The sequence below is a fragment of the Streptomyces sp. HB132 genome (assembly GCF_016909575.1).
Classification (GTDB): Bacteria; Actinomycetota; Actinomycetes; order Streptomycetales; family Streptomycetaceae; genus Streptomyces.
The window spans coordinates 1-14,022 of sequence record NZ_JAFBGA010000015.1 but is presented as its reverse complement, the minus strand read 5'-3'; the positions used below and the strand labels follow the sequence as shown (position 1 = coordinate 14,022).

The following is a 14,022-nucleotide window of genomic DNA, read 5'->3' as shown; positions in this document are numbered from 1 at the left end:
CGTGCGGCCGTTGTCGGCCCGTTCGCCGTGCGCTCGACCTGCCGGCCGGACGCGTCGCGAGAGAGCCGTCGGGGCTCCGGACCTGCCGGAGCCCCGACGGAGGTCAGCCGGTGGGGAAACTGTCGGGCGTACTGATGCGGTTCTTCAGCAGCGCCCCGGATTCCGTCAGCACACCACTGCTGCTGTAGTCGCCGCCGCCGCAGGTGCCGGGACGGAACGCGGCACTGCTCTCGGGGGCGTCGGAGTAGGTCCAGTTCGCGTAGCTGATCTTCAGCTGGTCGAGCAGGTCCAGCCACGCCGTGGTGCTCGCCACGTCCATCGCCCCGCCGCCGGTGGCGCTCACCGTCCCGAACTCGGTCACGAAGAGGGGGAGTCGCGAGGCCGCCCGGCTGAGCGTGGAGCGGTAGGAGTCCTTGTGGCTCGCGGCGTAGAAGTGGAACGCGTACATGATGTTGGCGGCGGCGACCGGGTTGTTGACGACCTCGCTCTCGTTCGAGCCGTCCGAGACGCCCAGCGAGGACCAGCCGCGGGTGCCGACGATGACGACGGCGTCCGGGTCGGCCGCCCGGATCACCGGGATGACCTGCTCGGCGTAGCTCTTGATGGCCGGCCAGCTCACGCCGTTGGGCTCGTTGGCGATCTCGTAGATCACGTTCTTCTTGCCGGCGTTGCGCGCGGCGACGGACGCGAAGAACGTCTTGGCGCGGTCGAGGTTGTAGTTCGGATCACCCGGCGTCAGGGTGTGGAAGTCGATCAACGCGTACATGCCCCGGGCCTCGGCCATGTCGACGAGACGGTTCACACGGCTGGTGAAGCCCGCCGGGTCGGTCTCGTAGCCGTCCTCCTGCACGTACATGGAGATACGCAGCAGGTCGGACTTCCAGTCGTTCGCCAGCGCGTCCAGGGACGCGGCGTCGTAGCACTGGTCGAACCACTGGATGCCGTGCGTGCTCATGCCCCGCAGCTGGACGGGGCGGTCGAACCGGTTGCACAGGTTCACGCCGCAGACGTGGAGCGAGCCGTTGACCTCCACGGGGGTGCCTGCGACCGGGTCGGGGGTGGGCTCGTCGACGGATCCCGTACAGGCGACGCCGTTGAGCGTGAACGCCGTGGGCTTCGGGTTGGCGCCCGTGAAGGTACCGGAGAAGCCCAGGTCGGCGACCGCGCCGGTGGCCAGGGTGCGGTTCCAGTCGACGCCGACGGCGGTGACCGCCGAACCGGACTGCGACCAGGTCGCGTTCCAGCCCTGGGCGACCTTCTGTCCGGCGTCCGGCATGGCGAACCGGAGCGTCCATCCGCTGACAGGGGCTCCCAGGTTGGTGACCTTCACTCCGGCCTGGAAGCCTCCCTGCCACTGGCTGGCGACCGTGTACTCGACCTTGCAGCCCGTGGCGGCCGCGGCTTGGGGTCCGAACGCCGCCGTCAGACCCAGGACGGTCGCGAAGGTCGCCAGTAAGGCGAACAGGCGTTTCATGGTGTTCCTCCTCGTGCGAAGCGGAATCAGATGTGGGAGCGCTCCCAAGGTCCATCGGCCCGAGACCGTACACCGGTACGCGGACGCGCGTACAGAGATTCGACAGGCATTCGACGAAGTGCCGTACGGGAGGAACGGCATCGCGCCCCGGCCCTGGCGGGGGCGGGACGGTGAAGAACTCCTGGCCGCACGCGGGGGACCCGGCATCTCCCGCACGGTGATCTGTCGCAGGATGAGGGCCTACGCAACACGTTTCGGGCGCGACGAAGGGAAGGTGAGGCGGATGGGAGTGGTCGAACGCCTCTGGATGGCAGGCGAGTTCCCTGTCCGGGACGGGCTCTACCGACCGGACGACACCGGCCTGGAGGTGTATGTGGAGGGCCCGGGGGCCTACCACCCGGAGGCCGGGCAGCCCGTTCCCTTCCGCCTCGGAGGACCGTTCGACGTGGCCGAGGCCGTCGAGGCCGAAGGCTCCACGGAAGCGGACCCCGGCTTCGAGCACCCGCTGCCCGACGGATCCGGCTGGATGTCGGGCGGCGGCAGCGGGATGGGCAACATCGGCTACCTCGCCCGCCTCGACGCCGACCGCACCCTGGTGTGGGTCCTCGCCATGTGGTTGTCGAACCCGTTCGTGGGCGTGCGTCACGAGGGGGCGCGAGCGGTCTTCACCAATGACTGGGGGAATCTGCTCCATCTCGATCTGCACGATCCGGCGTTCACGCGGGCGCAGCGGTGAGACCGGCCGCGGCCGGGCCGCGGGTTCACCGCGACGGAGACCCGTCCGCCGGTCCGGCCTCGGAGCCCCACGACGAGGTGCCGTGCACGGTGTCCGCCGACAGCACGGGGCACCCCATCAGATCCACCGCCGCCAGCACGGCGCGGCGGGCGTCCGCACTGTCGGCGGGCGGGAACGCGACCCGGAGCTGATGACCGTAGGCGCACTCGTACGTCATGAGCCAGCCGGTGCCGTCGACGGCGAAGTGGTCCTGCCGCTGACCGTTGTACTCGTAGTCACCCCGGTCGGACGTGGGGGCGAACGCGTCGCGCAGGATCCGCAGGCGCTCCTCGTAGGGGCGGGGCCCCTCGCCCAGCCGGACGTAGACGTGGTCGAGTTCGATCGCGGGGTCGAACCAGGGGGCGATCTCCGGGTCGTGGTGCAGGAGCTCGGAGGTGATGCCGCGGCTCGTCACCCCGTCGAGGAACGCGCCGGCCCCGCAGTCGAACCGCTCGTAGTCGTCGTCCCGCGACCAGATCACCACGGGCCAGGACTCCGGAGGCCCTTCCGTCAGCCAGCACACGTGCGCCGCGCTCTCCGTCACCGCCCAGGCGAGCAGCCCGCCGGGCTCCGGGAAGAGGGGGTAGGGGTACTGGTCGGGCGAGTCGTCGCGCAGCGGACCGTAGTCCTCCAGGAGTTCCCCCCTGAGCGGGACCGGGTTGTCGTCACCGAACGGGGTGCACAGGCACAGCGCGCCCCAGAAGTCCCCGCGCCCGTACGTCGTGACCAGTTGTTTGAAGTCCTCGGGCAGCGGGGTGCCCAGGGCGCGCTCGGCCTCCCCCCAGTCGCCGTACCCGTCCACCGCGGTCACGGGAGGGCGCACGCGTTCGATCACCCGGGCGACGGAGCTGTGCGGACCGGTCACGTCCCCACCTCGGCGGTTGCTGTACGCGTCATGACTTCTCCAGGAAGGTCGTCCGGCGGGCCGGCGCTTCGTGCCTCCGGCGGACACGCGACGGCATCGGCAGCATCCCAGATCCCCGGTCGCACCCGCACCGGCTGAGCTTCCCGATGGGCGGGCCCGGGGGTGTCTGCGGCGGATCTGCACACGGTGTCCGCAGGCGGCGAGGCGCACCCGAAGGTTCTCCGGGGGCGGACCGTATACATCATGTCCGCGGCCGACTATGTCCCTTTTCGCGGCGGATCAAGAATGCGGCCCACGGAACGTCCGTCGGTCGGTCGAGTGAAGAAGCTGTACCGGTCCGGGAAGCAATGTGACCGCGTCGGCCCCTCGATGTCGAAATGCCATGCGTGAAAGCGGTGGAGGGTGGCTTCGTCACGGCCTCGCGTGCTTACATCCCTCACATCGCGGAAGCCGCAGGGAAATTCGACGCCTCCGGGCGAACCGTGAAATCGCTCCGGTGACCGTGAAAGCGGCACGTGCCGATCCCCACTGCGGATTTGGCCCGAGCCATTCGGAATTAATGCGAAGGGAATGCACATCATGAGCTCCGCCCCCCAGATTCAGACCCAGGAAATCTCCGACGCGGACCTGGACGTCGTGTCCGGCGGCCTCGCCGGCGCTGCTTCCGTCGAGGCGCCCCTCGTCGGTGGCGTCGTGGGTGGGCTCGACGCCGACCTGCTCTCCGGCAGCGTCTCGGGCGCCGTCGGCGGCAACGTGCTGGGTGTCGCCGGTCTCGGCTCCGCCGCCACGCTCTCGGTCTGATCCGGCGCTGAGCCCGTATGCCCCGGAACCCGACCTGCCGGGTCGCGGGGCATAGGGGCCGTCAGGCACCATGGTCCAGGCAACACCGGACCTGAAACCCACGGACCAGAGGCTTCGAACGTGAGCGACCCGTCCACCGCTCGCCGTCCGGGTGGCCCGGGCAACCGGTGGGAGCTCATCTGGAGTCACCGGGACGAACTGCTGGAGATCGCGCACAGTCGCTCCTCGAGTGCCGAAGAGGCCGAGGACGCCGTGCAGGAAGCGATGATCCGCGCGGTCGAGAACCCCGACGTCCACTACGGTCGGGTGCGTTCATGGCTCAGGACCGCGACGGTACGCGCATGCGCCGAACGGCACCGTCAGGTCGCCCGCGACCGCGAGTTGAGCAGGAGCCTCTCCGCCGCTCCGGTCGAGCCGTTCCCGGTGGAGGAGAGGGCATGCGACCGCGCGGAGGCCGAATGGCTGGCCGACCGCAGTGCTGAACTGCTGCCCGCACGCCAGGCGCATGCGCTGCGGCTCCAGGCACAGGACCTCGACGTCGGACAGGTCGCCCGGACCATGGGGCTGAGCTACCGGGCGACCGAGTCACTGCTGGCCCGAGCCAGACGGTCGCTGCGTGACGTCCTGGCCGGCAGCCTCACACTGGCCGCGACCGTGTGGATGTGCGCACGCAGATTTCCTCGTACGGGTGTCACCCAGTCCGCCGGGGTGACATCGGCGGCGGTGACGCTCGCCGTGGCGGGACTCGTGCTCCCTGCCGGACCCTTCGACCGGCCGGACGGCCGGTCTCCGGGGGACGGGCCCGAGACCGTGGCGCCGCGGGCCGCCCCGGCCGCGGAGATACCCGCTCCCCGTGCGGCTCCGGCACGTCCGCCGGCGGCAACCCCCTCTCCGGTTCCCCGTCGCGTCGACCGGGCGCGCCAGGACACCTCCCGGCCCGTCCCGAGGGTGCCTCCGAGCACCGACGGGCAGTTGGACACGGTGGCCGTGGAGATATCGATCGGATCCGGCCGCGCGGCGCCCGCGCTGCCGTCGGTGGCCGCCTCCACGTCGATACCGGCACTGCCGGTCGACGCGTCGGACGTCCGTCGTCGGGAGGCGCACTCGGCACCGTCCGCCGTCACCACCGTCGGTGTCGACGGCACAGTCGACCTGCCCGACGGGCTGACCCACGGATGACCGGGCCGCCCCGTGCTCCGGTCCGCGATCAGTGCGGTGGCGGCAGCGGGTCCAGGGCGTTGGCGATGGTGCAGCCACCCTCTCCGGGCATCCGCTGGATCCGGGCCGGCACCCACACCTTGGTGGCGCCGGGAGCCACGCGGCCAAGGAGGCAGTCCTGCGGGTCGTAGCCGTTGCCCTTCACCGACAGCAGGACGCCGACCCGGCCGCCGTCCGCCTTCACCTCGGTACGGATCGCCGGATCCATGTCCAGGGCGGCGACCCTGCGGCGCACCTCGGCCTCGTCCACCTGGCCGCTCTCAGGCACCCGGGGAAGCTTCGTACGGAGCTCCTCGTACGGCAGTCGGGGCGGTTCGGGCGGCGGGGCGAAGGTCAGCGGACGGCTGTCAGGGCAGTCGACGTCATCGGGCTCCTCACGCCATTCCGACCTGGGCGACACCCGCACCGCGAAACAGCGCAGCACGGTGATCTCCTCCACGTCGAACCATCCGTTGTACGCCGAACCGGATGTGCGGACGACCACGTCGATGCCGTCCCCGTCATGAGTGGAGTTGCCCGTCACCCGCATCACCTCCACCCCGTCGATGCCGGATGCGAAGCGCCCCACCTCCTCCGCCGTGCGCGGACGCTGGCCGTGGAGACGTTCGCCCACGGTCGTGGCCACACCCCGCGCTTCGTCCGTCGCCTCACCCTCGGAGGACTGCACGACTCCGCAGCCGACGGTGACCAGCAACAGCGGTGCGAGAAGCAGCAATTGACGCATGTGTCCACCCTTCCGGTGCCGCGCGCGGCGGCCGGCCGCTCACGTACCTGGACCGGTACAGGTGATCGTACGCAGCCGGTGTGACGATCAGACATCGTCCCGACGCCTCGGAACGTGGAAGCCGGGATCCGGTGTCAGTTGCCCGGCGGCGTCCCGCAGGCCGGCCGGTGTTCGTCCGTTCAGCCACGCACGGCGAGTGATGCGGGTCACATGCTGTCACCGGGGCCGTGCAGGTGGTGTCTTGAGCTCGAACCGCTCGAACCGCCCAGACCTGGGGCAGTCGAGGGGGAGATGATCAAGTCATGGGTGATGGACATGCCGTTGACCTGGCGACCGAGACCTTCGTCGCCCGACGCGGCCTGCTCCCCTTCACCGCCGCCTACGAGATGCTCGGCCCGGCGGCCGATGCCGAGGGCGCCGGCGTCATCCGGATCGTCGTGGAGCCTGCTGGCCGGCCGGGCCTCCACGTAGGCCGGATGGTCGTGGTCAGGGGTCTCCGGAAGCACCATCGGGCCCGCGAGTCCGGCGCGCTCGGGGAGCCACACATCCAGCTCACCCTGGGGGCGTGCTCCGGATCGAGGTGCGCGACAGCGGTGGCGGCGAGGCCGTGGAGGCCGCGCGGCCCGCGCCGGACGCGGAGTGCGGGCGCGGGCTGGTGATCGTCAGGGCGCCTGGGGGCGGAGAAGCGGGATCCGGGGAGACCGCCTGGTGCGAGTTTGCCGCTTCGGCAAGTAAGTTTGTCGAACCGGCGCCGCGCGCGCACCATCTCCACAACAGGAGGTGATCCGCATGAGCGAGACGAACCAGCGGTACGACGTAGTGGTGATCGGTGGTGGGGCCGCCGGGCTGAGCGGGGCGCTCGCCCTGGCCCGGGCACGGCGTTCCGTGCTGGTGATCGACGCGGGCAGCCCGCGCAACGCACCCGCGTCCCACGCCCACAACTACCTCGGCCGGGAGGGCATTCCGCCCCTGGAGTTGCTGGCCATCGGCCGGGCCGAGGCGGCGGACTACGGCGCCGAGATCGTCCGGGGAGAGGTCGTCTCGGCCGAGAAGCTGCCCGGCGGCGGTTTCCGTGTCGTGCGGGCGGACGGGGAAGTCGTCGAGGCCCGTCGACTGCTCGTGACCACGGGAATCGTGGACGAGCTGCCGCCGGTGGAGGGCCTCGCCGAGCACTGGGGCAACGAGGTACTGCACTGCCCGTACTGCCATGGCTGGGAGGTACGGGACAGGCCGGTCGGTGTTCTGGCGCTCAGCCCCATGGCCGTGCACCAGGCCCTGCTCTGGCGGCAGTGGACCGATGACGTGATGCTGTTCCGCCATGAGCAGGCCGACTTCACCGACGAGGAGTACGAGCAGCTCGCCGCCCGTGGGATCTGCGTGATGGAGGGCACGGTGGCCGGGCTGGAGGCGGCAGACCACCGGCTCACCGGTGTGCGGCTGGCCGGGGGCACGGTCGTCCCGCGTGAGGCAGTCGTCGTCCAGCCCCGCTTCACCGCTCGGTCGGCGGTGCTGGAGAGCCTCGGCCTGGCGCCCACCGAGATGCTGATGGGCGACCACGTCGTCGGCAGCTACATCGCGGCCGACCCCTCGGGCGCCACCGACGTGCCCGGCGTGTGGGTGGCCGGTAACGTCGCCAACCTCATGGAGCAGGTCGTCGGAGCCGCCGCAGCCGGGCTCAAGGCGGCGTCGATGATCAACATGGACCTCGTCACCGACGACACCCGCCGCGCGGTCGACGCCCGCCGCGCACCCTTCTCGGCCGAGGCCGAGCGCCAGGTCACCGAGCGTGTGCTCGGGGACCGTCGTCACGGACTTCAGGAGATTCGATGACCACCGACAGCACCCGGACCGACGCCGAGATGTGGGACGACCGCTACCGCGAGAGCAACCGGATCTGGAGCGGCAACCCCAACGCCGCCCTCGTCCGCGAGGTGGAGGGCCTCACGCCCGGTCGTGCCCTGGACCTGGGCTGCGGTGAGGGCGCCGACGCGGTCTGGCTCGCCCGCTTCGGCTGGACGGTCACCGCCACGGACATCTCGCGCGTCGCCCTTGAGCGTGCGGCGGTCCACGCGGCCGACGCCGGGGTCGCGGACCGGATCGACTGGCAGTGGCACGACCTGGGGGCCTCGTTCCCCGAGGGGGAGTACGACCTGGTCTCCGCCCAGTTCCTGCACTCCATGGGGGACCTGCCGCGCGAGCGGATCCTGCGGCAGGCGGCCTCGGTGGTCGCGCCCGGAGGTGTGCTCCTCGTCGTCGGGCACGCGGGCTTCCCCTCCTGGGAGCATGATCACCCGGACATGGAGCTGCCGACGACGGACGAGGTGCTCGCCTCCCTCGAACTCCCGGAGGGGGAGTGGGAGGTGCTGCTCAGCGAGGAGCACGAGCGCATTCAGAACGACCCGGACGGCAACCCCACCACGCGCACCGACAACGCGCTGAAGGTGCGCCGCGTGGCAGGCCGGTAAACCGGCCCGGGAGCAGATGAGAGCCGTCCTTCAGCGGGGCCCCGGAACCCGGAGGGCCCCGCGTGACGGTCCCGGGGGTCCTTCGCCATGTGGGTCCGTCTCCCCGGCTGGTGGGCGCTCACGCGACGCGAGCCGCCCCGGGCGGCGGGGGTGCTGCGCGGACGCGTTCGGCCCGGCACCCCGGGCGGGGCGCGGGATCGTCCGGTCGTCGGCCGGCTGAACTCTCCGAGAGGGCGGGCGCGGAAGCCGGCCGCGCGCGGGGCGAACGACGAGCGCCCGCCGTCCTCCCCCCGAAGGGGAGGGCCGGCGGGCGCGCTCGGTTCCGGAGGATCAGGCCTGCGGGGCGGCCTTGATCGCGGAGATGTCGAAGTTCAGCTTCACCTTGTCGCTGACCATCACGCCACCGGTCTCCAGGGCGGCGTTCCAGGTCAGGCCCCAGTCGGAGCGCAGGATGTCGGTGCTGCCCTCGAAGCCCACGCGCTCGTTGCCGTAGACGTCGGTGGCCGAACCGTTGAACTCCAGGTCGATGGCGAGCGGACGGGTGACGTCCTTGATCGTGAGGTCGCCGGTGACACGGTAGGTGTCGCCGCCGAGCTGCTCGGCCTGCGTCGAGCGGAACGACATCAGGGGGAACTTCTCGGCGTCGAAGAAGTCGCCGCTGACCAGGTGGCCGTCACGGTCGGCGATGCCGGTGTCCACGCTGGCGATCTTGACGTCGATGGACGCGGAGGAGTTGGAGGGGGCGGCCCCGTCCAGTACCAGAGTGCCCTCGTGCTCACCGAAGGAGCCGCGCACGTTGGTGACCATGGCGTGGCGCACGGTGAAACCGATGCTGCTGTGAGCCGGGTCGATCGTGTAGGTGCCGGTCAGGGCTGCCAGCGCCGGGTCCACGACGAGGGTGGCGGTGGTGGACGGGGCGGCGTTCTTGCGGTTGAACAGAGCCATGGCTCCTCCTCGGGGACGGTTCCGACGCGTTCTGCAGAGCAGACCGCCGAACGTTTGGTTTAACCTTCAACGAGATTGACTGTAGACCCTTTTTGTTCAAAGTTCAACATCAAGGGTCCAGGCCGGTCCGAAAGTCGGGGGGAATGCCGTGCGCGCCTCCGCCGCACCCTGGCGGACGCGCGTAGAGCTGGGGCACTATCTCCTTGCCCTTAATTGTCATGAGCAGGAGGACATCTCCCCATGCTGACCCGCCCCAGACTCCGCTCGGCCCTCACCGCCCTCGCCCTCGTCCTCGGCGCACTCTTCGCGCCCGGCGTCGGCGTCCTCGGCGGCGGTGCCACCGAGGCGCACGCCGTCACCAAGCTGACCCACTCCCAGGCGACCTCCCGCTTCAGCTCCTCGGGGATCACCTGGTCGTCCTCGGGCGGCTGTTCCAACCGGAACGTCTCCACCTGCACGTCCTTCGACCAGCTCAACCTGGCCAGCGCCCAGGGCGCCCAGACGCTGAAGAGCGCCACGGGCTGCGCGCTCAACATCACCGGAGGCACGGAGACGGGGCACGCGAGCGGCACGTACTCGCACTGGAACGGCTACAAGCTCGACTTCGGCAAGACCACGTGCCTGACGAACTACGTCAAGGGCGTGTTCAGCTACATCGGTGTCCGCGGCGACGGCGCGCCGCAGTACAAGTCCGGCTCCGGCAACATCTACGCGGACGAGGGCAACCACTGGGACGTGACGTACTACAACTGCGGCGGCTGCTGACCGGACGGCGCGATCCGGCCACCCGCACCGCCTGCTCCCGCACACGGAGACGCCCCCGTCCACCCGAACCCGGGACGGACGGGGGCGTTTGCGTGGCCGTCCCGACCCTCCGGCTGCTCTCCCGGCCCCGGCGGAGGCGGGCCGGACCGGCTCAGGGGCAGAGCGGGGGCAGGACGCCTCCGCCGAGGACGCCGGCGCGGTCGACGGCGATCCGGCCCTCCTTCACCACGGCCAGGATGTGGGCGGGATCGCCCAGCGAAGCGATGTCGGACAGCGGGTCTACGTCCGTGACCACCAGGTCGGCAGCCTTGCCCGCCTCCAGAGTCCCGGTGACGTCGTCGACGCCGCACAGCCGCGCGGCGTCGCCGGTCGCGGCCACGATCGCCGCCATGGGCGACAGGCCGGCGACGTCGACCAGCAGCCCCAGCTCCTGGAGGTTCCTGCCGTGGCCGACGGCCAGGCCGCTGTCGGTCCCCATCGCGATCCTGACCCCCGCGGCGGCGGACAGGGCCACCGACTCCTGGGCGATCCGGTGCCAGCGCACTCCCTTCTCGTACGCCGAGGGAGAGGTGCGCGCCGGATCCAGGTCCTGCGTCGTCTCCAGCAGCGTCGGCACCAGGTACTGGCCGCGTTCGACCATCTCCGCCCGCAGCCCGTCGTCCAGGGCGTAGCCGTGCTCGATGCTGCTCACCCCGGCGCGGACGGCGGCCTCGATGCCGGGACGCCCGATGGCGTGCGCCGCGACCGGCAGCCCGCCGTAGGCCTGGGCCTCCTCGACGGCCGCCCTGATCATCTCGGGTCGCAGCCCCAGCCACTCGGGCCGGTCGTGCGGGGAGGTGACGCCGCCGCTGGTGGCGAGCTTGATGCAGTCGGCACCCGCCGCGACCAGGTCGCGCACCCGCGCCCGCATGTCGTCGACGGAACCGACCAGGCTGCGCGGGCTCTCGGGAAAGGCGACGGTGACGGCGAGCCCGTCGATCCCGCCGGCGAGGGTGAAGTCAGCGTGCCCCGCACGCTGGCTGAGCATGGTGACCGAGACCAGCAGTCGCGGCCCGGGGACCCTCCGCTCCGCCACGGCCTGCCGGAAGCCCGCGTCCAGCCCCATCAGGTCCCTGGCGGTGGTGACCCCGTTCTCCAGGGTGGCGCGCAGCCGGTCCAGGACCTTCAGGGTCCGGTAGGTCGGCAGCTCGTACAGGCCCTGGAGGGGATTGCCGGCCGGTCCCGGCAGGGCGAAATGCACATGGGTGTCGATGAAACCGGGGCACAGGGTCCGGCCTGCCAGATCCAGCCGTCGCACCGGACCGAGGTCCCCGGGAAGCCGCGCCGAGGGGCCTGCCCAGCCGATGGCCTCACCCTCGATCAGCAGCGCGGCGTCCGGTACCGGAGCCCGGCCGGTGCCGTCGATCAGACGCAGGCCGTGGAGGAGGACGCGCTCACCGGGGTCGCCGGCCGAGGTCTCGCCGAGGGAGGACATCTGTCAACGATCGGCCCCGGGGGCCGGCGGCGCAGGCCGTGGTGGGCCGCACGGGTGCGGACGCGACTGTGCCCGCCCGCCGCGGACCGGCGGCGGGCGGGCACAGTGTCAGGGGTGGGTCAGGAGCCCACGCTCACCGTGAAGCGCCGGGGGTTGCCGTCGTGCGCCGCCCCGGACACGTCCGGCTCACCGTCCGGGCGTACGTCGTCGTAGGGGAACGCGTAACCGATCGGGGAGTTCGCGTGGACGACGCGCGACCAGTGGTTCGTGACACCGCCCTTGTAGTAGTCCGACACCGTGGTGCCGTTGGGCTGCTGCGGATGACTGAGCATGATCGAGCGGTTGAAGCCCGCCGCGATCCTGGCCAGCAGCGCCTTCTTGTCGTCGGAGTCGCCCGGGTTGTTCGTGAAGGGGCCGTGGTTGCAGGTGAAGATGTCCTTCGACGTCGGCTTGACGAAGGTGTGACCGCCCTCGAAGGTCAGCGTGTCCCCGCTGACCCGGCCCGCCAGGGTGCCCCGGCCGCCCTGCAGGTCGATCCGCAGGTCGGTGGAGCGGTACTTCTCCCAGACCTCGTCGATCTGCGCGGTGAACAGGTCCCGGAACGGCATCTCGGCCGGGCGGTCGAAGAACGGTGCCATCAGGTTCTGCGGCGAGACGACCCGCAGGACCTGGCCGTCCGAGCCGCGGGTGACCAGCTTGTCCCAGGGCTGGCCGTCGGAGGCCGCCTGGGCGGTGAGGTCGTCGGCGATGCGCTGGACGGCGCCGTCCGGGAGCGGAGCCACCGTGTGCGTGGAGTCGCCCTCCAGGGTCAGCCCGATGGGCAGGGCCGTCACCAGGTCGACGTAGCTGATGTTCGCGTACAGCTGCTGCGGATTGAAGGTGAACTCGCAGAACGACCAGGTCCTGCCGTAGTTCGGGTCGGTGGGCGTGGCGAAGGCCGGCTCGACCAGGGACGGCCCCGGGTTGAGGTAGAAGTCCAGCTTGTCGTCGCGCACGAAGTAGACCCTGGCCCCGTACATCTGGGGCAGGGTCAGGACGACGGGTCCGGCGCCCGCGGCCTTCAGGGGGATGGCGCAGTCCACCGGCAGCGGGGTCTGCGGGGCGCCGGGGGAGTCGGGGCGGTAGACGCTGCCGTCGGGGCGCAGCAGCACCCAGCGGTCGGTGCCCTGCTCGTGGCCGGTGACGTACGCGTGGACCGTTCCGGGCAACGAGCGGTTCTCCAGAGCCAGTTCGCACGTCGCGGCGGCCGCCGACGTGCGGGGGCTCAGAGCGCTTCCCCAGACGGGGTAGGTGAGCGCGGTCGCGGAGGCGGCGGCGCCCGTCAGGAACATTCGGCGAGAAATCACGAAGGAACTCCCGAGGTGTGGGGGGGTTCGCAGACGGGGGTCAGGGGGGTGGTGCGGGGAGGTGGGGCCGTCTGCGGTGCGCACCACTCTCGCGACGCCTTCGGCGAGCGTCAAGACTTATGACTGAGAGCGCTCTCAAGAAGTAGTCGTTCTTCACAACTCGACGTCGCCGGAAGGGTTTTGGCCACGCCTGGTCGACCATCGCATGCACGGAGTGAACAGAAGCTGAACGCGACGGCCGACCGGTGCGGGGCTGTTCGCGGGTGCGCCCGGTCGGCCCGTCCGGGTGGCGGGCGGGTACAGTCGCCCCGGCCCGACGGGGATCGGCCCCGGGTGCGGACCCTCAGCCATTGCGGTGCGTCGAGTCGCCCGGCCAAGTGGATCCACGGCGTGGCGCGCGGGCCGGCGTGTGGCTGGGGTCACATCTTCTCCTTTGTCGAGGCCCTACAAAGCCGATGCGCCATGAGCTGGCAGATCGGGTGCCCGCTGCTCGACTTCTGTCAGGTGCCTCCAGGAATCGGGGCAGGAGACTGTGCGGAGTGAACGGCAGGGTTTTCCGGGTCGGGTTCGTAGGGTCGACGTATGACCGTTGTGGACGAAATCCCGGGCGAGCCGAGCGACACGCGTGGCCGGGTGGCCGAGCTGCTGGCGCTGCGTGAGCAGGCCCGGCGTGGACCGAGCGACCGGGCGACCGAGGCGCAGCACGCCAAGGGCAAGCTGACGGCGCGGGAGCGTATCGCGCTGCTGTTGGACGAGGGATCGTTCAAGGAGGTCGAGCAGCTGCGCCGGCACCGGGCGACCGGGTTCGGCCTGGAGGCGAAGAAGCCGTACACCGACGGTGTGATCACCGGTTGGGGCACGGTCGAGGGCCGGACGGTGTTCGTCTACGCGCACGACTTCCGGATCTTCGGCGGGGCGCTGGGTGAGGCGCACGCCACGAAGATCCACAAGATCATGGACATGGCGATCTCGGCCGGTGCCCCGCTGGTGTCGCTGAACGACGGTGCCGGGGCCCGTATCCAGGAGGGTGTCAGCGCGCTCGCCGGGTACGGCGGGATCTTCCAGCGCAACACCAGGGCCTCCGGTGTCATCCCGCAGATCAGCGTGATGCTCGGCCCGTGTGCGGGTGGCGCGGCCTACAGTCCGGCGCTGACCGACTTCGTGTTCATG

General features: G+C 70.9%; 13 protein-coding genes and 1 pseudogene. 8 read left to right on the top strand and 6 right to left on the bottom strand.

Features of this window, described 5'->3' with window-relative positions; all coding sequences use genetic code 11:
- Positions 1 to 103: 103 nt before the first annotated feature.
- The gene (locus JOC24_RS26430) at positions 104 to 1,474 is read right to left on the bottom strand and encodes a cellulase family glycosylhydrolase (protein ID WP_205022905.1); all 1,371 of its coding nucleotides are present in this window, start codon (positions 1,472 to 1,474) and stop codon (positions 104 to 106) included.
- Positions 1,475 to 1,757: 283 nt separating this feature from the next.
- Between JOC24_RS26430 and JOC24_RS26425 the strand changes: the two genes are divergently transcribed.
- On the top strand, positions 1,758 to 2,210 hold the full coding sequence (locus tag JOC24_RS26425) for a hypothetical protein (protein ID WP_205022904.1): 453 nt from the start codon (positions 1,758 to 1,760) through the stop codon (positions 2,208 to 2,210).
- A gap of 25 nt (positions 2,211 to 2,235) precedes the next feature.
- Here JOC24_RS26425 and JOC24_RS26420 read toward each other — a convergent pair whose 3' ends face one another.
- Entirely contained in the window at positions 2,236 to 3,114 is an 879-nt protein-coding gene (locus JOC24_RS26420; RefSeq protein WP_205022903.1) for an SMI1/KNR4 family protein, read from the bottom strand.
- 579 nt (positions 3,115 to 3,693) lie between these two features.
- Here JOC24_RS26420 and JOC24_RS26415 point away from each other — a divergent pair.
- Both JOC24_RS26415 and JOC24_RS26410 read left to right on the top strand, forming a co-directional pair.
- Entirely contained in the window at positions 3,694 to 3,915 is a 222-nt protein-coding gene (locus tag JOC24_RS26415; RefSeq protein ID WP_205022902.1) for a hypothetical protein, read from the top strand.
- A 120-nt stretch (positions 3,916 to 4,035) separates the two neighbouring features.
- Positions 4,036 to 5,094 carry an RNA polymerase sigma factor gene (locus JOC24_RS26410; protein ID WP_205022901.1) on the top strand — a complete coding sequence of 353 codons (1,059 nt, stop codon included), beginning with the start codon at positions 4,036 to 4,038 and terminating at the stop codon, positions 5,092 to 5,094.
- Between the two features lie 28 nt (positions 5,095 to 5,122).
- Here the strand turns inward: JOC24_RS26410 and JOC24_RS26405 are convergent, their stop codons facing one another.
- On the bottom strand, positions 5,123 to 5,857 hold the full coding sequence (locus tag JOC24_RS26405; RefSeq protein ID WP_205022900.1) for a translation initiation factor IF-2: 735 nt from the start codon (positions 5,855 to 5,857) through the stop codon (positions 5,123 to 5,125).
- Positions 5,858 to 6,159: 302 nt separating this feature from the next.
- Here JOC24_RS26405 and JOC24_RS33510 point away from each other — a divergent pair.
- From JOC24_RS33510 to JOC24_RS33500, 3 genes and pseudogenes are all read left to right on the top strand, one after another.
- Positions 6,160 to 6,270 (top strand): annotated as a pseudogene (locus JOC24_RS33510) (RNA polymerase subunit sigma-24); the annotation flags it as partial.
- Between the two features lie 376 nt (positions 6,271 to 6,646).
- A complete protein-coding gene (locus JOC24_RS33505; RefSeq protein WP_239581022.1) occupies positions 6,647 to 7,687 on the top strand; it encodes an NAD(P)/FAD-dependent oxidoreductase in 1,041 nt (346 codons plus the stop codon).
- Positions 7,684 to 8,322: an SAM-dependent methyltransferase gene (locus tag JOC24_RS33500; RefSeq protein WP_239581021.1), complete on the top strand. Its 639-nt coding sequence runs from the start codon at positions 7,684 to 7,686 to the stop codon at positions 8,320 to 8,322. The genes JOC24_RS33505 and JOC24_RS33500 overlap by 4 nt, the downstream gene beginning before the upstream one ends.
- Positions 8,323 to 8,652: 330 nt before the next feature.
- Here the strand turns inward: JOC24_RS33500 and JOC24_RS26390 are convergent, their stop codons facing one another.
- Positions 8,653 to 9,267, bottom strand: coding sequence for a YceI family protein (locus JOC24_RS26390; protein ID WP_205022898.1), 615 nt, complete (start codon positions 9,265 to 9,267; stop codon positions 8,653 to 8,655).
- 240 nt (positions 9,268 to 9,507) lie between these two features.
- On the opposite strand from JOC24_RS26390, the gene JOC24_RS26385 reads away from it, so the two are divergent.
- Complete coding sequence (locus tag JOC24_RS26385; RefSeq protein WP_205022897.1) at positions 9,508 to 10,032, top strand: hypothetical protein; 525 nt, start codon at positions 9,508 to 9,510, stop codon at positions 10,030 to 10,032.
- Between the two features lie 151 nt (positions 10,033 to 10,183).
- On the opposite strand, the gene JOC24_RS26380 is transcribed toward JOC24_RS26385, so the two are convergent.
- Together JOC24_RS26380 and JOC24_RS26375 are read right to left on the bottom strand one after the other, a co-directional pair.
- On the bottom strand, positions 10,184 to 11,506 hold the full coding sequence (locus tag JOC24_RS26380) for a metal-dependent hydrolase family protein (RefSeq protein ID WP_205022896.1): 1,323 nt from the start codon (positions 11,504 to 11,506) through the stop codon (positions 10,184 to 10,186).
- A 119-nt stretch (positions 11,507 to 11,625) separates the two neighbouring features.
- On the bottom strand, positions 11,626 to 12,837 hold the full coding sequence (locus tag JOC24_RS26375; protein WP_205023008.1) for a glycoside hydrolase family 64 protein: 1,212 nt from the start codon (positions 12,835 to 12,837) through the stop codon (positions 11,626 to 11,628).
- Positions 12,838 to 13,434: 597 nt separating this feature from the next.
- Here JOC24_RS26375 and JOC24_RS26370 point away from each other — a divergent pair.
- Positions 13,435 to 14,022 (top strand): carboxyl transferase domain-containing protein (locus tag JOC24_RS26370; RefSeq protein WP_275588603.1); only part of this gene is annotated, 588 nt, incomplete at its 3' end.

Bases quoted from the DNA above. Each gene is read 5' to 3' on its own strand.
- JOC24_RS26430 (WP_205022905.1), bottom strand. From the start codon at position 1,474: ATGAAACGCCTGTTCGCCTTACTGGCGACCTTCGCGACCGTCCTGGGT.
- JOC24_RS26425 (WP_205022904.1), top strand. From the start codon at position 1,758: ATGGGAGTGGTCGAACGCCTCTGGATGGCAGGCGAGTTCCCTGTCCGG.
- JOC24_RS26415 (WP_205022902.1), top strand. From the start codon at position 3,694: ATGAGCTCCGCCCCCCAGATTCAGACCCAGGAAATCTCCGACGCGGAC.
- JOC24_RS26405 (WP_205022900.1), bottom strand. From the start codon at position 5,857: ATGCGTCAATTGCTGCTTCTCGCACCGCTGTTGCTGGTCACCGTCGGC.
- JOC24_RS33505 (WP_239581022.1), top strand. From the start codon at position 6,647: ATGAGCGAGACGAACCAGCGGTACGACGTAGTGGTGATCGGTGGTGGG.
- JOC24_RS33500 (WP_239581021.1), top strand. From the start codon at position 7,684: ATGACCACCGACAGCACCCGGACCGACGCCGAGATGTGGGACGACCGC.
- JOC24_RS26390 (WP_205022898.1), bottom strand. From the start codon at position 9,267: ATGGCTCTGTTCAACCGCAAGAACGCCGCCCCGTCCACCACCGCCACC.
- JOC24_RS26385 (WP_205022897.1), top strand. From the start codon at position 9,508: ATGCTGACCCGCCCCAGACTCCGCTCGGCCCTCACCGCCCTCGCCCTC.
- JOC24_RS26380 (WP_205022896.1), bottom strand. From the start codon at position 11,506: ATGTCCTCCCTCGGCGAGACCTCGGCCGGCGACCCCGGTGAGCGCGTC.
- JOC24_RS26375 (WP_205023008.1), bottom strand. From the start codon at position 12,837: ATGTTCCTGACGGGCGCCGCCGCCTCCGCGACCGCGCTCACCTACCCC.